Annotated in this window: 12 protein-coding genes and 1 pseudogene; 1 reads left to right on the top strand and 12 read right to left on the bottom strand. The window is 46.4% G+C overall.

Features of this window, described 5'->3' with window-relative positions:
- The 12 genes and pseudogenes from AB5026_RS08585 to purF form a co-directional block, all read right to left on the bottom strand.
- Window positions 1-250 (bottom strand): annotated as a pseudogene (locus AB5026_RS08585) (LL-diaminopimelate aminotransferase); the annotation flags it as partial.
- Window positions 251-256: 6 nt separating this feature from the next.
- Window positions 257-1696: an Asp-tRNA(Asn)/Glu-tRNA(Gln) amidotransferase subunit GatB gene (gene gatB, locus AB5026_RS08580; RefSeq protein WP_092069315.1), complete on the bottom strand. Its 1440-nt coding sequence runs from the start codon at window positions 1694-1696 to the stop codon at window positions 257-259.
- Entirely contained in the window at window positions 1693-3165 is a 1473-nt protein-coding gene (gene gatA / locus AB5026_RS08575; RefSeq protein ID WP_173733608.1) for an Asp-tRNA(Asn)/Glu-tRNA(Gln) amidotransferase subunit GatA, read from the bottom strand. The genes gatB and gatA overlap by 4 nt, the downstream gene beginning before the upstream one ends.
- A 15-nt stretch (window positions 3166-3180) precedes the next feature.
- A complete protein-coding gene (gene gatC, locus AB5026_RS08570; protein ID WP_110102034.1) occupies window positions 3181-3474 on the bottom strand; it encodes an Asp-tRNA(Asn)/Glu-tRNA(Gln) amidotransferase subunit GatC in 294 nt (97 codons plus the stop codon).
- Between the two features lie 14 nt (window positions 3475-3488).
- Window positions 3489-4820 carry an aspartate--tRNA(Asn) ligase gene (gene aspS, locus AB5026_RS08565; protein WP_022426749.1) on the bottom strand — a complete coding sequence of 444 codons (1332 nt, stop codon included), beginning with the start codon at window positions 4818-4820 and terminating at the stop codon, window positions 3489-3491.
- 121 nt (window positions 4821-4941) lie between these two features.
- Window positions 4942-5496 carry an ANTAR domain-containing response regulator gene (locus AB5026_RS08560; RefSeq protein ID WP_015525749.1) on the bottom strand — a complete coding sequence of 185 codons (555 nt, stop codon included), beginning with the start codon at window positions 5494-5496 and terminating at the stop codon, window positions 4942-4944.
- 38 nt (window positions 5497-5534) lie between these two features.
- Window positions 5535-6857: a type I glutamate--ammonia ligase gene (gene glnA, locus AB5026_RS08555; RefSeq protein WP_021651138.1), complete on the bottom strand. Its 1323-nt coding sequence runs from the start codon at window positions 6855-6857 to the stop codon at window positions 5535-5537.
- 229 nt (window positions 6858-7086) lie between these two features.
- Window positions 7087-8574 (bottom strand): glutamate synthase subunit beta, encoded by a 1488-nt coding sequence (locus tag AB5026_RS08550; protein WP_021651136.1) that lies wholly within the window; start codon window positions 8572-8574, stop codon window positions 7087-7089.
- A gap of 13 nt (window positions 8575-8587) precedes the next feature.
- The gene (gltB, locus tag AB5026_RS08545; protein ID WP_215638515.1) at window positions 8588-13141 is read right to left on the bottom strand and encodes a glutamate synthase large subunit; all 4554 of its coding nucleotides are present in this window, start codon (window positions 13139-13141) and stop codon (window positions 8588-8590) included.
- A complete protein-coding gene (locus AB5026_RS08540) occupies window positions 13138-14766 on the bottom strand; it encodes a CTP synthase (protein WP_022426745.1) in 1629 nt (542 codons plus the stop codon). The genes gltB and AB5026_RS08540 overlap by 4 nt, the downstream gene beginning before the upstream one ends.
- Window positions 14767-15087: 321 nt before the next feature.
- Window positions 15088-15312: an HPr family phosphocarrier protein gene (locus AB5026_RS08535; protein WP_022426744.1), complete on the bottom strand. Its 225-nt coding sequence runs from the start codon at window positions 15310-15312 to the stop codon at window positions 15088-15090.
- A 287-nt stretch (window positions 15313-15599) separates the two neighbouring features.
- Entirely contained in the window at window positions 15600-16994 is a 1395-nt protein-coding gene (gene purF / locus AB5026_RS08530; RefSeq protein WP_015525743.1) for an amidophosphoribosyltransferase, read from the bottom strand.
- A gap of 391 nt (window positions 16995-17385) precedes the next feature.
- Here purF and AB5026_RS08525 point away from each other — a divergent pair, with 391 nt between their 5' ends.
- Entirely contained in the window at window positions 17386-19488 is a 2103-nt protein-coding gene (locus tag AB5026_RS08525) for a glutamine synthetase III (RefSeq protein ID WP_114001431.1), read from the top strand.
- The last annotated feature ends 163 nt before the right edge of the window (window positions 19489-19651 follow it).

Here is a 19651-nt window from a genome sequence, read left to right as displayed (position 1 = left end):
TTAAGAATTCATATCCGAGATCCGGAGCATATCCGTGGAAGGTTTCTGCGTGTGCCATCTCGTCTACGGATTTATGAAGGGCATCGATGATCGCCGGTGCAAGCGGCTGTGTCACATCACCGATTCCAAGACTGATCACAGAATCCTTAAATTCCGGATTGGCCTCCTTATATGCGCTTACCTTCTTTGCGATATTGGAAAACAGATAGCTTCCCGGAAGTTTTAAATAATTCTGATTTACTGTAACCATAGTATTTTATCTCCTTCTCTCAATTTCCTCTGCCAGTGCTTTTCTGACGCTGTCAGGATTTGCCTTGCCTTTCAGTTCTCTCATCAGCTGTCCTACAAAAAATCCCATAACCTTATCCTTGCCGCCCAGAAGCTCTGCCAGCGGTCCAGGGTTTGCATCTACGATCTTTTTCACAGTTTCGGTGAGAAGTCCTGTATCTTCTACGATCTTAAGACCATTCTCTTCTATATATACAACCGGATCAATATCCTCGTCAAACACTTTTTCAAATACTTTCTTGGCATTCTGTGCGCTGACCTCTTTTTTCTCCACCATGGAAAGAAGGTCTGCCAGATGCTTCGGGGTAAAGCTTACCCTTTCCGGGTCAAGGCCCTTGTCCTTTGTCAGGCGGAGAACCTCCACCATAAACCAGTTTGCCACCTTTTTCGGGTTTCCGAGAAGAACTGCTGTCTCCTCAAAAAGTCCTGCCAGATGTCTGGATTCGGTCAGGATCCCTGCATCATAAGCCGGAAGCTCATACTCCTTCTGATAACGTTCCATCTTGGCTTCACGAAGCTCCGGAATGGAAGTACGCAGCTCTTCGATCCATGCATCGGAAATGTGGATCGGCGGAAGATCCGGGTCCGGGAAGTAACGGTAATCCTTTGCATCCTCCTTGGAACGCATTGCATGGGAAGACTCTTTGTTATCGTCCCATCTTCTTGTCTCCTGTACAACAGCTCTTCCTTCTTCCAGAAGCTCGATCTGACGTTCTCTCTCTCCTTCGATCGCTCTCGCAATGGCCTTGAAGGAGTTCAGGTTCTTCATCTCTGTTCTTGTTCCGAAGGTCTCACTTCCCACCTCACGGACGGAAAGGTTGACATCGGCACGCATGGAGCCCTCCTGGAGCTTACAGTCAGAAACTCCAAGATACTGCATGGTGCAGCGGAGCTTTTCCAGATAAGCGATAACCTCCTCGGAGCTTCTCATATCCGGCTCGGATACGATCTCGATCAGCGGTACCCCGCTTCGGTTGTAGTCAACCAGGGAGCAGTCTTCCCACTCATCATGGATCAGCTTACCGGCATCCTCCTCCATATGCATCTCATGGATACGTACAGTCTTTTTGCCTGCGGAAGTCTCGATCTCAACAGCTCCGTCATAACAGATCGGCAGATACAGCTGAGAGATCTGATAGTTCTGGGGGTTATCCGGGTAAAAATAGTTCTTACGGTCAAACTTACAGTACTGATGGATATGACAGTTTGCCGCAAGACCTGCCTTGATGGCAAACTCTACCACTTTTTTGTTGAGGACCGGAAGAGAGCCCGGCATACCGGTGCAGACCGGGCAGGTATGTGTATTTGGTGCGCCTCCGAATTCTGTGGAGCATCCGCAGAAGATCTTTGTTTTTGTGGCAAGCTCCACATGCACCTCAAGTCCTATGACTGTCTCATACTGTTTCATGCCTTTTCTCCCCCTTCCATTGCTGTTCCGAAATCACCGCGTTTTTTCTCATAGGCGTGTGCTGCGCGGAACAGGTTGTTTTCTTTGAAGCAGTCACCGATCATCTGGATCCCGATCGGAAGGCCTGCTGCGTCTTTTCCGCATGGGACGGTGATTCCGGGAAGTCCGCACAGGTTTACTGCTACCGTATAAATATCGCCAAGATACATGGCAAGAGGGTCTTTCAGGCTCTCTCCCAGCTTCGGTGCGGTAAACGGTGATGCCGGGGCAAGAAGAACGTCATATTTGGAAAAGGCCTGATCAAATTCCTTTTTGATAAGGGCTTTTGTGCGAAGTGCTTTCAGATAGTAAGCATCGTAGTAACCGGAGCTTAACACAAAAGAGCCAAGCATGATACGGCGCTTTACTTCCTCGCCGAAACCTTCAGTTCTTGTCTTTTTGTACATGTCATGAAGTCCCTCGTACTCTTTTGCACGGAAGCCGTACTTCACACCGTCAAAGCGCTCCAGATTGGAGCTGGCCTCTGCGCTGGCAATGATGTAGTAGGCAGGGATCATATATTCTGTTGTCTTCATGGAGAAAAATTCTACCACTGCGCCCATCTCGGTAAGGCTCTTCAGCGTATTCATAAAGGCCTCTTTTACCTCCGGGTTCAGTCCCTCTGAGAGATATTCCTTCGGCACGCCGAATTTCATTCCCACGATCTTATCTGTCATAGAAGCGGAGAAGTCAAGATCCTCTCTCTTCATGGAGGTGCTGTCTTTTGCATCGTGTCCGGCAATGATCTCAAGAAGTGCCGCACAGTCTGCAACATCCTTTCCTACCGGTCCGATCTGATCCAGAGAGGATGCGTAGGCAACCAGTCCGTAACGGGATACTGTTCCGTAGGTCGGTTTGATTCCGGTAACACCGCAGTAGGAACTTGGCTGACGGATGGAACCGCCGGTATCGGAGCCAAGTGCCAGGTAAGTTTCCCCTGCTGCCACTGCCGCACAGGAGCCGCCGGAGGAGCCGCCCGGAACATGCTCCAGATCCCACGGGTTTCTGGTGACGCCGTAAGCGGATGTTTCTGTGGTACTTCCCATGGCGAACTCATCCATATTTGTCTTTCCGATGATCACAAGACCTGCCTGTTCCAGACGGTCAATAACCTCGGCATTGTACTGCGGCACAAAATTCTCAAGGATCTTTGATGCACAGGTAGTTGTTTTTCCCTTAATGCAGATATTATCCTTAATTGCAATAGGTACACCGGCAAGAGGTCCTGTATAGGTTCCATCCTCAATGCCCTTCTGTACCTCTTTTGCTCTTGCATAGGCTTCTTTTTTGTAAGTATCAAGATAAGCGTGGACCTTGTCCTCTTTTGCTTCGATCTGATCAAATACGTATTTCACACCGTCCAGGACGCTTATCTGATGCTGCTTGATCTTTTCCGCAAGCTGTAATGCGGTTAATTTTCCCAAATCCATGTCCTGTCTCCTGTCTTATCCAATTGTTTTCGGAACCTGATACTGGTTTTCTTTCTGTTTCGGTGCATTGGCAAGCATCGCCTCATGATTGTCTCCGTTTGTCACAATATCTTCACGAAATACATTTTCGTCCTCAAAAATATGGGACATGGGCTCTACGGAAGAAGTGTCAAGTTCATCCAGCTTGTCTACATAGTCCAGCATCTTCTGCATGTCCTCTTTTGCTTTTTCCTTTTCATCCTCTGTCAGAGAAAGCTTCGCAAGGATGCAGACATTTTCCATTGTTTCATCATCGATTATCTTTGCCATCTTTTTTCTCCTTATTACGGCTCAAGTCTGTTCATATCACGTGGGAACAGACAGGTCTCACGAACGTTTTCTTCTCCGAGGATCTGCATGGTAAGACGTTCCAGTCCGATTCCAAGTCCTCCATGAGGCGGCATTCCATGCTTGAAGGTATCCAGATACTGCTCCATACCCTCTTCATCCATACCACGGGCTGCGATCTTATCCTTCAGCATCTGATAATCATGGATACGCTGTCCGCCTGTAGTTACCTCAAGTCCCTTGAACAGAAGATCAAAGCTTAATGTAAATTTCTCATCTGACGGATCATCCATTGCGTAGAACGGACGCTTCTTAGACGGATAATGTGTGACAAAAACAAAATCAGCATCATATTCTTCTTTGAAATATCTTCCGATCAGCGCTTCTTCCTCCGGCTCCAGATCATATGGGTTGCGGATCTTACGTTTATATTTTTCAGCTACCAGCTCTTTGGCCTTGTCAAAACGTACTGCCGGGATCTTGTCCACCTTCGGAAGCTCCACTTTCAGAATGGAAAGCTCATGAGCGTAGTCTTTCTTAAGAAGCTCTACCGCATACTGGAGAAATCCGGTTTCCATCTCCATGATATCCTCAAATCCGTTGATATAGCCCATCTCAAAATCAAGGCTTGTATATTCATTCAGATGACGTTTTGTGTTATGCTTCTCTGCACGGAATACAGGGCCGGTCTCAAATACACGGTCAAAAACACCTACCATCATCTGTTTATAAAACTGCGGGCTCTGTGCCAGAACTGCCGGTTTATGGAAATAACTCAGCTTGAACAGGTTTGCACCACCCTCTGCACCTCTGGCTCCGATCTTCGGTGTGTGGATCTCGGTGAACCCCTTCTCATAGAGGTAATCACGAAATGCCCGCACCAGAGCCTCCTGAATCTTGAATTTTGCACGCTCCTGCACATTACGCAGGGCGATAGGACGATAATTCAGCTTTGCCTCCAGGGAAGTGTTCAGCTTCCATTTGTCGATGGCCAGCGGAAGAGGCTCTGCAGGTGAGGAAAGGATCTCCACATGGCTGATGCGGAGTTCTCTTCCGTGAGGCGCTCTTTCTTCCTCATGAAGAGTTCCTGTGAGGCGCACACACATTGCCTCCTTCAGATCATGAATGGAAACATTTGTCTTGTCGTTTTCATATACGGTCTGAAAAAGCCCTTCTTTTTTTCGAAGTATCACAAATGCCACGTCACCCATATTACGGATGCTGTGTATTGCACCTTCCACTGTTGCTTCCTGGTCTTTCATGCTCTCGGAAAGAAGCACATCCCAGGCACATTCTCTAGTCTTACAGATTCCATCCATAAATTCCATTCCCTCATCCTCCAATTCAAAGTAGTTTCACCGAATCAGGAAATCCCCTGCGGAATTTTTCCCGATTCGGTGTGATATCAGGCATTCAAAGCAGATCATTTCTGTCCGCCCTATTGTTTTTTTACACAGAATCATATAAAAGCATCAGAACCATCTGGGCTGTCTCCACCATATTGGTCCCGGAATCCATACTGCATTTCTGGATATAGCGGTATGCGTCATCCTCGCTCAGGTGATTTCTTTCCATTAGAAGCATCTTTGCATTTGAAATATAATTCTGTTCTTTCCATGAACGCTGTTTCGGCTTTTTCTTATCTTTTTTCCAACGCCTTTCGATCTGGGAAAGCATCATGCTTACCGTATTTACCAGATCTCCGACTTTCAGAGGCATTCCCACGCATAAAATGGATGTTGGCGCCTCACTGATCACTCCCCGGGAAGCCATAAGCAGCATTTCAAAATAATCCGGCATATAGTCCAGAAGATCACGGTAGTACATATCCTGAAGATGATAACCGCAAAGCAGAACGCCGCCATCAAGCTCCGAGATACTGGCAAGGGCATTGGCACCTGAATTGCATACTGCCGCCACCGTGAATCCATATCGGTTAAGGACTGTGCGGATCTTTTTTGCATCTTCTATTTTCGGTAATGCAATCACGATACTCGTGTTCATAAGCCGCCACTCTCTTTCGTCCCATTATGCCTCGTTCATCAGATCCGATACAGATACTCCTCGATCTCCCAGTCGGAAATCTCCTGGGAATAACGTAGCCACTCTTTTCTCTTGGCCTGCGCATACTGTTTGCAGAAAGCTTCTCCAAGGATTTCCTTCATCCAGCTGCTGTCCTCAAACAGTGTGATCGCTTCCCGCAGGTTCTCCGGTAAATTCTCGATACCCTGTTCCTTCTGATCCGACTCGGAAAGAGAACGGTTAGAAGCTTTTGTAGGATAGATCTTCTTCTGGATTCCATCCAGGCCCGCTGCCAGGCATACCGCAAAAACAAGGTATGGGTTGGATGCAGCATCCGGGCTTCGAAGCTCGATCCTGGTATCAGCACCATTGACTCTCGGGATCCTTACCAGTGAATTCTGGTTATTTCTCGTCCAGGTCAGCTCTGTAGGCGCATCAAATCCAGGTACAAGACGCTTATAAGAATTTACAAGCGGATTGGTGATCAGAGTCATCTCACGGCTGTGAGCCAGAAGACCTCCGATAAAATAGTATGCCTCTTCACTTAATCTGGACGGATCCTCCGGATCCACGAAAATATTTTTTCCATTTTTAAACAGTGAAAAATGGATATGCATGGCTGAACCGTTTACTTCCCGTCTTGGCTTCGGCATAAATGTCGCATGAAGTCCATGACGTTTGGCTACAGTTCTTACTGCCATCTTAAAGGTTATAACTTCGTCTGCCATCTCACGTGCTTCCCCGTAATGAAGGGCGATCTCATGCTGTGCAGGTGCTGTCTCATGATGAGAGGATTCCACCTCAAATCCCATATCCTCAAGAGTCAGTACCATGTCACGTCTTGCATTTTCGCCTAAGTCCACCGGACTTACATCCAGATATCCGGCCTTTTCGTGAGAAACCGTTGTAGGCATTCCGTTATCATCAATATGAAACAGGAAAAACTCGCATTCCGGGTCAACATAACAGGTATACCCTGCCTCCTCTGCTGCCTGCGCTGTTTTTTTCAGAATATATCTGGAGCTCATCTCATGCTCTGATCCGTCTGCACGGCGCATATCACAGATCAGTCTTGCAACCTTTCCCTGCTGAGGACGCCATGGAAGAATTGAAAAAGTATTATAATCCGGATACAGGATCAGATCCGGCTCCTTTTCTCCCACAATGCCCGCAATATGAGAGCCATATACAACGCACTGGTTATCCAGGGCTCTTGGAAGCTCTCTTGCTGTGATCGCAATATTTTTCAGAGTTCCAAACATATCTGTAAACTGGAGGCGGATGAACTCTACGTCTTCCTCCTCTGCCATTGCAAGAATCTCTTCTCTGGTATAATTCCCCATAGTATTCTCTCCTTTATTTCCTCATCACACAAAATAATTACCCTCAAAATCAGAAAAAGGGTGCACTTCAGAGAGCTTCCGCTCCTGAAGAACACCCTTGTTCATGGACGTAATTATAGCAATCGGTCAATTCTTTGTCAACCATTTTTTAAAAGGGGCAAAAGTTCAAAAGCTTTATCGCGGAAACACGAACAGTTTTTTTGACCTTTTGCCCCTGGTATCTGTTATTTTACTGTAAATATGAATAGCTCATCAGTGATTCATCCACTGCTTTCGCAGCCTCACGTCCCTCATGGATCGCCCATACGACAAGGGACTGTCCACGATGCATATCACCTGCTGTGAACACACGATCTACGCTTGTTGCATACTGCTCCGGTTTTGTTTCCACATTGGTTCTTGGTGTAAGCGCTACACGGAAAGCATCTGTCACATATTTCTCGCTGCCAAGGAAGCCTGCCGCAATAAGGACCACATCTGCAGGGATCACTTCCTCACTGCCCTCAACCGGCACCATATTGAATCTTCCGGTCTTTTCATCCTTTACGCTCTTCAGTTTTACGATCTTGGCCTTGCAGACATTTCCTTTTTTGTCCTTGATAAACTCGGTAACGGTTGTCTGATAGATCCGAGGATCATGGCCGAATACTGCAATAGCCTCTTCCTGGCCGTAATCGGTTTTCAGGACCTTCGGCCACTCCGGCCATGGATTGGAAGGAGTTCTTGCTGCAGGAGGCTGCGGCATCATCTCAAGCTGTGTTACAGATTTCGCTCCCAGACGGATGGATGTTCCCACACAGTCATTACCGGTATCACCACCGCCGATGACCAGAACATTTTTGCCCTTTGCAAGCTCATATGGGAATTTTGCAAAATCTGTATCCAGAAGACTTTTTGTTACCTGCTTCAGGAAATCCACTGCAAAGTAAATTCCCTTGGCATCTCTTCCCGGAACCTTGATATCTCTCGGATGAGAAGCTCCACAGCAGAGAAGGACACGGTCATAATCCTTCAGAAGCTGTTCTGCAGTGATGTCAACACCAACATTGATATTGGTAACAAATTTCACGCCTTCCTCTTCCATCAGCTTCAGTCTGCGGTCAATGACCTTTTTCTCCAGCTTCATGTTCGGAATGCCGTAGCGGAGAAGTCCTCCGATACGGTCGTTTCTCTCAAATACGGTTACGCTGTGGCCACGGCGGTTCAGCTGCTGTGCTGCTGCCAGTCCGGAAGGACCACTTCCGATGACTGCGATCGTCTTTCCTGTGCGGACAGGCGGGATCTGCGGTTTTACCCATCCTTCTGCATAGGCTGTCTCAATGATCGCTTTCTCATTCTCCTTTGTGCTGACCGGATCTCCGTTCAGGTTACAGGTACATGCAGCTTCGCAAAGTGCTGGACACACTCTGGATGTAAACTCCGGAAAGCTGTGTGTCTTGTTTAAACGAAGAAATGCCTGCTTCCAGTTTCCTGTGTACACAAGATCATTTGTCTCAGGAACCAGGTTGTGCAGCGGGCAGCCGGAAGCCATTCCGCCGATCATCATACCTGACTGGCAGAAGGGGACGCCGCAAGCCATGCAGCGTGCTCCCTGAAGTTTCTGTTTTTCTTTATTTAATGGAATACGAAATTCGTTGAAATTCTGAATACGTTCCTTTGGCGGCAGAACCTTTGCCGTTTCTCTTTCATAATCTAAAAATCCAGTTGGCTTTCCCATTTCCTCATCCTCCTTAATGTTTCACGCCGATGCTCTCATAGAACGCTTCCATCTGTGCCTGCTGGCTGGTCAGACCTTTTTCTTCCAGCTTTGCACTTAATGTGATCATTCTCTTGTACTCATCCGGAATGAGTTTTTTGAAGTGAGGCAGATAGGAATCAAAATCAGCCAGCACCTTCTTACCGATCTCAGAGCCTGTTGCTTCCACATGAGCCTCGATAAGATCACGAAGCTCTTTTTTATCATATTTATTCTCCACTTTTTCAATGGAGATCATTGCTTTGTTAAGGTTCTTGTAAAGAACGTTGTCCACATCAAGAACATAAGCGATACCGCCGCTCATACCTGCCGCGAAGTTCTTTCCGGTTTTTCCGAGAACTACCACACGGCCACCGGTCATGTACTCGCAGCCATGCTCGCCAACACCCTCAACAACTGCAACCGCACCGGAGTTACGTACTGCAAAACGCTCACCGGCAACACCGTTGATAAATGCAGTTCCGCTGGTCGCACCATAGAGTGCCACGTTTCCGACGATGATGTTCTCTTCAGCCTTGTATCCGGCCTTCTCCGGAACCTTAACGATCAGCTTTCCACCGGAAAGGCCTTTTCCGAAGTAGTCGTTGCTGTCACCGGTCAGTTTCAATGTCAGTCCTTTCGGAATAAAGGCACCGAAGCTCTGTCCGCCTGCACCTGTACAGTTTACAGTTACCGTATCCTCCGGAAGTCCATCCTTATGATTTCTTGTGATCTCAGATCCGAGGATGGTACCAAATGCACGGTCTGTATTGGTAACATTTACATCAACAGAAACTTTCTCACCCTTCTGGATCGCCGGTGCACATTTCTTGACCAGAACTTTTTCATCCAGAGTTTTCTCAAGATTGAAATTGTATACAGCCTTCGGATCAAAGGTTACTTTGCCCTTTCCTGCATATGGGTTATTCAGGATGGCACTTAAGTCAACCTTACCCTTATGCGGCTCCTGCACACTGTCAGAAACTGTAAGAAGGTCTGTACGACCTACCATCTCATCGATGGTGGCAACACCAAGGCGTGCCATGTACTCTCTCAGCTCCTGTGCAATAAAGCGCATGAAGTTCTCCACATACTCCGGTTTTCCGCGGAATCTCTTACGCAGCTCCGGGTTCTGTGTAGCCACACCTACCGGGCAGGTATCCAGATTGCAGACTCTCATCATCACGCAGCCCATCGTTACAAGCGGCGCTGTTGCAAAACCGAATTCCTCTGCACCGAGAAGTGCTGCAATGGCAACGTCACGGCCGCTCATCAGCTTACCGTCTGTCTCGATACGTACACGGTTACGAAGTCCGTTCATGATCAGCGTCTGGTGTGTTTCCGCAAGTCCAAGCTCCCATGGAAGTCCTGCATTATGGATAGAGCTTCTTGGCGCTGCTCCTGTACCTCCGTCATATCCGGAGATCAGAACAGTCTGTGCACCGGCCTTTGCAACACCGGCTGCAACCGTACCAACACCCGCCTCAGAAACCAGCTTTACGGAAATATCCGCATATTTATTGGCGTTTTTCAGGTCATAGATCAATTCTGCCAGATCCTCGATAGAATAGATATCATGATGTGGCGGCGGAGAGATCAGGCTGACTCCCGGTGTGGAATGACGGGTTTTTGCGATCCACGGATATACCTTCTTTGCAGGAAGATGTCCACCCTCACCCGGCTTTGCACCCTGTGCCATCTTGATCTGGATCTCTCTTGCGGAAACCAGGTAACGGCTGGTAACGCCGAAACGTCCGCTGGCTACCTGTTTGATTGCAGAGCAGCGGTCATTGTCTGTTCCTGCTGAATCCAGACGCTCATCACTTTCACCACCCTCACCGGTATTGGATTTTCCATGGAGATGGTTCATGGCAATAGCCAGTGTCTCATGTGCTTCCTGGGAAATAGAACCATAGGACATGGCACCTGTCTTAAATCGTTTTACAATATCCTCAACACTCTCAACCTGGTCGATCGGAATAGGCTCCTTGGCAAACTTAAAGTCCAGAAGACCTCTTAAGTTTCCATGACCCTCGTCATCTACCAGTTTTGTATATTCCTTGAACATCTCATAGCTGCCCTGTTTTGTGGACTGCTGGAGAAGATGAATGGTACGCGGGTTATATTTGTGCTCCTCACCCTGGCTTCTCATCTTATGGGCACCTACGCTGTCCAGAGTAAGATCTGTGGCAAGTCCAAGGGGATCAAATGCCTCAGAATGAAGTTTTTCTACATTATCCTCGATATCTTCCAGTGTGATTCCGCCTACACGACTTACGGTTCCTGTAAAGTAACGATCGATCACATCCTGGGAAATTCCGATTGCCTCAAAGATCTGAGATCCCTGATAGGACTGGATAGTGGAAATACCCATCTTGGAAGCGATCTTTACGATACCGCTGATCACTGCATGATTGTAATCATCAACGGCTGCGTAATAGTCCTTATCCAGCATATGTGTATCGATCAGCTCATGGATCGTATCCAGTGCCAGATACGGATTGACTGCACTTGCACCATATCCGAGGAGTGTTGCGAAATGATGTACCTCTCTCGGCTCACCGGACTCCAGGATCAGGGCAAGGGAAGTGCTCTTCTTTGTTTTTACAAGATGCTGATGTACTGCGGAAACCGCCAGCAGGGACGGGATCGGCATATGGTTCTCATCCACACCGCGGTCAGAAAGGACCAGGATGTTTGCTCCCTCACGGAAGGCTTTGTCTACCTCTACGAACAGACGGTCAATGGCACGTTCAAGCTTTGTGCTCTTATAATATAATGTAGAAAGTGTTACAACCTTGAAGCCGTCCTTTTTCATATTCTTGATCTTCAGCATATCGGTGTTGGTCAGGATCGGATTGTTGATCTTCAGCACCTGACAGTTCTCCGGCTTCTGGATCAGAAGATTTCCGTCTTTTCCTACATATACACTTGTAGAAGTAACGATCTCCTCACGGATCGCATCGATCGGCGGGTTTGTTACCTGTGCAAAAAGCTGCTTGAAGTAATCGAACAGCGGATAATGTTCCTTGGAAAATACTGCAAGGGGAGTATCATGTCCCATGGCTCCGATGCTTTCTGCGCCGTTTAATGCCATGTTTCGGATCGAAGTACGGTACTGCTCATAAGTATATCCGAAGGCTTTCTGAAGGCGTGCTCTCTCCTCCGGAGTGTATTCGACAACTCTCTGATTCGGGATCTTGATATCACGAAGCTGTACCAGATTGCTGTCCAGCCACTCACCATAAGGCTGTTTTTTCGCATATTTTTCTTTGAGCTCATTGTCATCAATGACACGACCCTGAACGGTATCAACCAGAAGCATTTTTCCCGGATGAAGACGTTCTTTTAATACGATCTTCTCCTCATCCACAGGAAGAACACCAACCTCGGAGGAAAGGATCATATAGCCATCCGATGTGATATAGTATCTGGATGGACGAAGACCGTTTCTGTCAAGAACCGCTCCCATCACATCACCATCTGAGAACAGAATGGACGCAGGACCGTCCCATGGCTCCATCATAGTCGCATAGTACTGATAAAAATCTCTCTTCTCCTGAGAAATCGTATCGTTGTTTGCCCATGGCTCCGGAATCGTGATCATCACTGCAAGTGGAAGATCCATTCCACTCATAACCAGGAATTCCAGTGTATTGTCAAGCATTGCAGAGTCAGAACCATTGCGGTTAACTACAGGAAGGACCTTGTGAAGCTCATCCTTCAGATACGGAGACTCCATGTTTTCCTCACGTGCAAGCATCTTATCGGCGTTTCCGCGGATCGTGTTGATCTCACCGTTATGTACGATGAAACGGTTCGGATGTGCTCTCTCCCAGCTTGGATTCGTGTTGGTACTGAAACGGGAATGTACCACTGCAATGGCAGACTCGTAATCCTGGCTCTGAAGATCGCCAAAGAAGGTACGGAGCTGTCCTACCAGGAACATACCTTTGTATACGATGGTACGGCTGTTCATGGAAACTACGTAAGTATTATCATTACTCTGTTCAAATTCACGACGTGCGATGTAAAGCATACGGTCAAAGGCAAGACCTTTTTCCACATCCTCCGGCTTTTTAACAAATGCCTGCATAATGCACGGCATGCACTCTTTCGCTTTATGACCAAGAACCTCCGGGAAGACCGGTACTGTACGCCATCCAAGAAGCTCCAGACCCTCTTTTTCCACGATGATCTCGAACATCTTCTTTGCCTGGGCACGTTTGATCTCCTGCTGTGGGAAAAAGAGCTGGGCTACACCGTATTCTCTCTCTCCGCCGATATCAAAGCCTTCTTTTTTACAGACCTTCTTAAAAAATTTGTGGGAGATCTGAAGAAGGATACCGACACCATCACCGGTTTTTCCTTCTGCATCCTTACCAGCACGATGCTCAAGATTCTCTACGATCTTAAGAGCATTGGCAACTGTATCATGTGTTTTCTTTCCTTTTATATTAACAACGGCTCCGATACCGCAGTTATCATGTTCAAATTCAGGGCGGTAGAGGCCCTGCTGCTGATTTGCTACTTCTCTCATTTTTCTCATCCTTTCATTGCAGCTTCTTCTGCCGTCTTTTTATCAACTGCCGCCTGCACAAATCCACGGAACAGTGGATGTGCATGGTTTGGCCTGGATTTAAATTCCGGATGTCCCTGTGTTCCCACAAAGAACGGATGTCCGGCAATTTCGATCATCTCAACAATGTGAGCATCCGGGGATGTTCCTACAATGGACATTCCCTTTTCGTCCAGTTCCTTACGGAATGCGTTGTTTACCTCATAACGATGTCTGTGACGTTCCTGGATCTCTTTCTTTCCAAAAAGCTCATAGGATCTGGAGCCTTCTGCAAGCACACACGGATAGCTTCCAAGACGAAGAGTTCCTCCAAGATCTTCCACATCCTCCTGATCCGGCATCAGGGCAATGACCGGATGTGTTGTTTCCGGTGCCAGCTCAATACTGTTGGCATCTTCATATCCAAGCACATGGCGGGCAAATTCCACAATAGCCATCTGCATTCCCAGGCAGATCCCAAGGTATGGGATCTTATGAACTCTTGCATACTGTGCCGCAAGGATCATTCCTTCTGTACCACGGTTTCCGAATCCTCCCGGAACCAGGATTCCATCTACAGAATGGAGAGTCTGATCCAAATTTTTTTCATTGAGTTCTTCGGAGTCCACCCAGGTGATATCAACCTTTGCACGGCAAGAGATCCCGCCATGCTTCAGTGCTTCCACAACACTCAAGTATGCATCATGAAGCTGTGTATATTTACCAACCATGGCGATTTTCACAGTTTTATCCGGGTGGCGGAGATTTTCTACCATATTTTCCCAGTCTGTAAGATCTGGTTTGCGATTCTCCAGTCTTAAGCTCTGCAGTACTACGTCTGCAAGCTTTTCTCTCTCCATTGCAAGAGGAGCTTCATATAAATATTCCACATCCAGATTCTGAAGCACATTGCTTACAGGCACATTACAGAACAGGGCAATCTTTCCACGGATATCCTCGGTAAGAGGATACTCACTTCTGCATACCAGAACATCCGGCTGGATTCCCATTCCCTGAAGTTCTTTTACACTGGCCTGGGTGGGTTTTGTCTTCATCTCTCCGGAAGCACGGAGATACGGGATCAGAGTTACATGGATAAGGATCGCATTGTCATGTCCCACATCATGCTGGAACTGACGGATGGATTCCAGGAACGGCTGGCTCTCAATATCACCGACTGTACCACCAACCTCGATGATCGCAATTCTGTCTTCGTCTGCGGATTTTGCTCTGTAAAAACGGCTCTTGATCTCATTGGTAATATGCGGGATCACCTGAACGGTACCTCCGCCGAAATCACCATGACGCTCTTTCTGAAGAACAGACCAGTAAATCTTACCGGTTGTCACATTGGAATTTTTGTCAAGGCTTTCATCAATGAAACGCTCATAATGTCCAAGGTCAAGGTCAGTCTCTGTACCGTCATCCGTTACAAAAACCTCTCCATGCTGAATGGGATTCATAGTTCCCGGGTCAATATTAATGTAGGGATCAAATTTCTGCATGGTCACCTGATACCCTCTGGCTTTCAGAAGGCGCCCAAGAGACGCTGCGGTAATTCCTTTTCCCAGACCGGAAACAACTCCACCTGTTACAAAAACATACTTTACTGCCATCTTCGATTTCCTCCTCCATTTTGTGTCCCACAACAAAAAGGCGTCCGGAACAGATTTCAAGGGGTGAGAATTCCCCTGTGGTATCCGTTCCTGACGCCTTTGTCAGTTATCTTTCATATAAAATATGGTTTACTATAAACTATTTTTTTTTATTTGTCAATAACTGATTTTTCATATAGTCTGCGGAATTTCTTCCTATGAAATGGATGTAAAGAAAAAACAGACGCCTGCTGAGGATTTCAAACTGATCTCCTGTCTCTGCAGTCACGTCTGCCTTTTCTTTTTATGTCTTTCATATCTTGTCTGTCTCTGCACTGTCTGTCAGGCAACTGCATATTTCTGAAGGAAACGATCAAACTCATGATCCTCGCCATGACAGGTTACTGTAAGAACTCTGGTCAGATCCATGCTGAGGATTCCAAGAATAGATTTTGCATCAATTAAAATTCTGTTATATGAAATATCTACATCAAAATCACATTTACTTGCAGCCTTAACAAATTCTTTAACATCCTCTGTCGCATTCAATCTAATTTTTTTAGACATAAATATCATCCTTTCTTTTATCTCGGCAAAAAACCGGCCTTTTTTCGGTCTTGCTGTTTTCCTGTATATTCCAGACCAGCGGCCTTTTTCATCTGGTTGTCCCACATTATGTCTCATATTGTCAGATTTGTCAAGTTGATGTTTTTTATCGTTTTTAAGAGTCTTTCTATAAAAACCCGGATTTTATATGACAAAATCCGGGTTTTTTATATATTTATTGTGCAGTTTTTACATTTTCGTTTTTCAATCCATTATTTTTTACTGTGAGATTAATTCCACATAGTTCATTAATCCTGTTTGATTTCTGCCGGTATTTCCATCGGATAATTGCCATCAAAACATGCTTTACACAGCGGAAGTCCACCTGCCATGCCTTCCAGATAATCGATCTGCATATAACCCAGGGAGTCTGCACCGATCATCTTACGGATTTCTTCCGTGCTGTGCTGTGCTGCGATGAGCTGGTCATTGGACGGCACATCGGTACCAAAATAACAGGGATGTAAAAATGGCGGGGAGCTGATACGTACATGGACTTCTTTTGCTCCTGCTTCTTTCAGCATGTGGATCAGATTGGCAATGGTAGTTCCGCGGACAATGGAATCATCCACCAGAACGATTCTCTTCCCCTTCACCACGGATTCCAGAACGCTCAGCTTCAGATGGACACTGGACTCTCTCTCCTGCTGTGTAGGCTTGATAAAAGTTCTTCCAATGTAACTGTTTTTATAGAACGCAAAGCCAAACGGGATTCCGGATTCCTCAGAATAGCCTTTTGCTGCCGGAAGTCCGGATTCCGGTACACCGGTCACCAGGTCCGCTTCTACCGGATAGGATTTTGCAAGAGATTTTCCTCCACGGATCCTTGCATCATAGATTTTCACGCCATCCATGGTGCTGTCCAGTCTTGCAAAATAAATATATTCAAAAACACAATGAGCATGCTTTTTCTTCTCAGTCAGTTTACTGGATTTCAGTCCGTTCTTGGTGATCGTGACGATCTCACCCGGTTCAATATCACGGATAAATTCCGCTCCTACAGATGTCAGCGCGCAGCTTTCAGATGCAAGGACATAGGCATTATCTCTTTTTCCAAGACAGAGGGGTTTCAGTCCGTAAGGATCACGGGCACCGATCAGCTTCCGGGGGCTCATGATCACAAGAGCATATCCTCCGCGGATCTTCTCTACGGTTTTATGTACTGCTTCCTCTACAGTGGCAGAATGCACACGTTCTCTTGCGATATGGAACGCGATAACCTCTGAGTCGGTAGTTGTATGGAAAATTGCGCCTGTCTGGATCAGCTCCCATTTCAGAGCTTCTGTATTAACCAGATTTCCGTTGTGCGCAAGTGCCAGACTTCCCTTGATATAAGAAAGTACCAGCGGCTGTGCATTCTCTGCGACAGATTCTCCGGTGGTGGAATAACGAACATGTCCGATTCCGATATCACCATTCATATTATGTACAACATCTTTTCGTAAAACTTCGCTTACCAGTCCGAGATCTTTATGGAACTGTACGTTTCCTCTTTCTCCGTCCGTCCTTGAAACGGCCATTCCGCAGGACTCCTGTCCCCTGTGCTGCAGCGAGGTAAGACCATAATAAATAGATGGTGCAATATTCCCTCCATCCAGATCATAAATCCCGAATACGCCACATTCTTCCTTTACTCCTGACATATTTCCCTCCATCTGTTCTTTCCGTATTGTACATCTTTGTCACTGGTCAAAAAGCTTCTTTTGCCTCGATCACTTATAGCGATCGCTGACTTTTCGACTGTATAACTACGATATCAGATTATAATAAAAGGACAAGATTTGTCAACCCTGCCTATTTTCCGACAGTCCGATCGCCCTGGTCAATTTTTTAGATTTTTTCAAAAAAGCTCTTGACAATATTTTATTTTGGTGTATACTGCAACACATAAAGCAAAGGCGCTTTGGATACGGCAGGTATCTGAAGCGCTTTTTTTGTTTTCCGGTCCGTTTATACCCGGTTCTTCCGGCAGCGGTCCTTATAAAATAATTAAAAATTATAATGAATGAGTGAAATCGAAAGGAGTGTACCTATATGGCACAGAGTATCCCTGAAATGTATGGCAGCCTTGTATTCAATGACAAAGTGATGCGAAGCAAACTGCCAAAGGACATGTACAAAGCATTAAAGAAAACAATTGAAAACGGAACTCATCTGGAACTGGACGTTGCAAATTCCGTAGCAGTTGCAATGAAAGAATGGGCTACTGAAAACGGTGCGACACATTACACACACTGGTTCCAGCCGATGACAAACGTAACTGCTGAGAAGCATGACAGCTTCATCTCCCCTACAGGTGACGGACAGGTGATCATGGATTTCTCCGGTAAAGAGCTGGTAAAAGGTGAGCCGGATGCATCCAGTTTCCCGTCAGGCGGACTTCGTGCTACTTTTGAAGCAAGAGGATATACAGCATGGGATCCTACTTCACCTGCATTCATTAAAGATAAAACTCTTTACATTCCTACTGCATTCTGTTCCTACAGCGGAGAGGCACTGGATAAGAAAACTCCTCTTCTTCGTTCCATGGATGTTCTGAACAAAGAAGCAGTTCGTATTCTTCACATCCTCGGAAACAAAGAGGTCCGTCACATCGACACAACCGTAGGACCTGAGCAGGAATATTTCCTGGTTGACAAGGATCTTTACAAAAAGAGAAAAGACCTGATCTTCTGCGGCCGTACTCTTCTGGGCGCTTCTGCACCAAAAGGACAGGAAATGGAAGATCATTACTTCGGAGCCCTGAAGCCTCGCGTTGCTGCTTACATGCATGATCTTGACGAAGAGCTTTGGAAGCTTGGCATTCCAGCCAAAACAAAACATAACGAGGTTGCTCCTGCACAGCACGAACTGGCTCCTGTATTTGATACCACAAATGTTGCTGTTGACCACAACCAGCTGACCATGGAGATCATGAAGAAGGTTGCCGACAAGCACAACATGGTCTGCCTCCTTCACGAGAAACCATTTGAGGGAATCAACGGAAGCGGTAAACACAACAACTGGTCTATGAGCACAGACACAGGTGTAAACCTTCTTGATCCAGGAAAAACACCGGCAGAAAATACACAGTTCCTGGTATTCCTGGTAGCTGTCATCAAAGCCGTTGACGATTATGCTGATCTTCTCCGCGTATCCGTTGCAAGCGCCGGAAACGATCACCGTCTTGGAGCAAACGAGGCACCGCCTGCGATCGTATCCATCTTCCTTGGAGATGAGCTGACAGACGTACTGAAATCTATTGAAAACGATACCTTCTTCAGCAATAAGCATGCGGTACAGATGGATATCGGAGCAAAGGTACTTCCGCACTTCATAAAGGATACCACAGACAGAAACCGTACTTCACCATTTGCATTTACCGGAAACAAATTTGAGTTCCGTATGCTTGGTTCTGCAGCATCTGTCGCAAACCCGAACATCGTACTGAATACCGCTGTTGCAGAGGTTCTTGCAGAATTCAGCGCAGCTCTTAAGGATGTTCCGGAAGAAGAAATGGAAAGCGCAGTACATGCACTTCTTAAGAAGACCATTGAAGAGCATAAACGCATCATCTTTAACGGAAACGGATATACAGACGAATGGGTTGAAGAAGCTGAGAAACGTGGTCTCTACAATCTGAAAACAACTCCGGATGCACTTCCGCATTTCATTGCTGAGAAGAACATTGCGCTGTTTACAAAGCATGGCATTTTTACAAAGGAAGAGCTTTTCTCCCGTTACGAGATCTGGCTTGAGAACTATTACAAGACCATCAACATCGAGTCCAACACTCTGGCTGAGATGATCCAGAAGCAGGTAATTCCTTCTGTATATACATATGTTGAAAAGCTTGCAGATACTGCAGCTGCAAAGAAATCCGTAGTAGCTGATATTTCTGTAGCAAGTGAAGCTGCTCTGATCTCCAAACTGAGTACACTTGCAGACACCATGGCAAAAGATCTGGAAACTCTGAAAGCAGATACAGCAAAAGCTCTTGCTTCTTCTGACGATGTACTTGCTTGCTCCAAGGCTTATCAGGAAACTGTTCTGGAAGACATGGAAACTTTAAGAAAATCTGCAGATGAGGCAGAGGCTCTGATCCCGGATGAGTTACTTCCTTATCCGACCTACGACGAGCTGTTATTCTCCATCTGATCACGGATATCAGATAACAATTTCATACGGTAAATACAGGGGATATCCTTTATGAACTCTACTTCATAATTCATTATCGATTTCCTCATCCATTAATCACACGATACAGATATCCCCTGTTTTACATATACTGATTTTGATTTCGTAAAGGCGCGGAAGAGAA

Source organism: Blautia sp. RTP21359st1_E11_RTP21359_211015, from assembly GCF_040910705.1.
GTDB classification, from domain to species: domain Bacteria; phylum Bacillota; class Clostridia; order Lachnospirales; family Lachnospiraceae; genus Blautia_A; species Blautia_A fusiformis.
Note: the sequence above shows the minus strand (reverse complement) of the source record. Positions and strands in the feature narration are given on the sequence as shown.

Bases quoted from the DNA above. Each gene is read 5' to 3' on its own strand.
- AB5026_RS08535 (WP_022426744.1), bottom strand. From the start codon at position 15,312: ATGTCTAAAAAAATTAGATTGAATGCGACAGAGGATGTTAAAGAATTT.
- gatA (WP_173733608.1), bottom strand. From the start codon at position 3,165: ATGGATTTGGGAAAATTAACCGCATTACAGCTTGCGGAAAAGATCAAG.
- AB5026_RS08560 (WP_015525749.1), bottom strand. From the start codon at position 5,496: ATGAACACGAGTATCGTGATTGCATTACCGAAAATAGAAGATGCAAAA.
- gatB (WP_092069315.1), bottom strand. From the start codon at position 1,696: ATGAAACAGTATGAGACAGTCATAGGACTTGAGGTGCATGTGGAGCTT.
- purF (WP_015525743.1), bottom strand. From the start codon at position 16,994: ATGTCAGGAGTAAAGGAAGAATGTGGCGTATTCGGGATTTATGATCTG.
- glnA (WP_021651138.1), bottom strand. From the start codon at position 6,857: ATGGGGAATTATACCAGAGAAGAGATTCTTGCAATGGCAGAGGAGGAA.
- aspS (WP_022426749.1), bottom strand. From the start codon at position 4,820: ATGGAATTTATGGATGGAATCTGTAAGACTAGAGAATGTGCCTGGGAT.
- gltB (WP_215638515.1), bottom strand. From the start codon at position 13,141: ATGAGAAAAATGAGAGAAGTAGCAAATCAGCAGCAGGGCCTCTACCGC.
- AB5026_RS08550 (WP_021651136.1), bottom strand. From the start codon at position 8,574: ATGGGAAAGCCAACTGGATTTTTAGATTATGAAAGAGAAACGGCAAAG.
- AB5026_RS08540 (WP_022426745.1), bottom strand. From the start codon at position 14,766: ATGGCAGTAAAGTATGTTTTTGTAACAGGTGGAGTTGTTTCCGGTCTG.
- gatC (WP_110102034.1), bottom strand. From the start codon at position 3,474: ATGGCAAAGATAATCGATGATGAAACAATGGAAAATGTCTGCATCCTT.
- AB5026_RS08525 (WP_114001431.1), top strand. From the start codon at position 17,386: ATGGCACAGAGTATCCCTGAAATGTATGGCAGCCTTGTATTCAATGAC.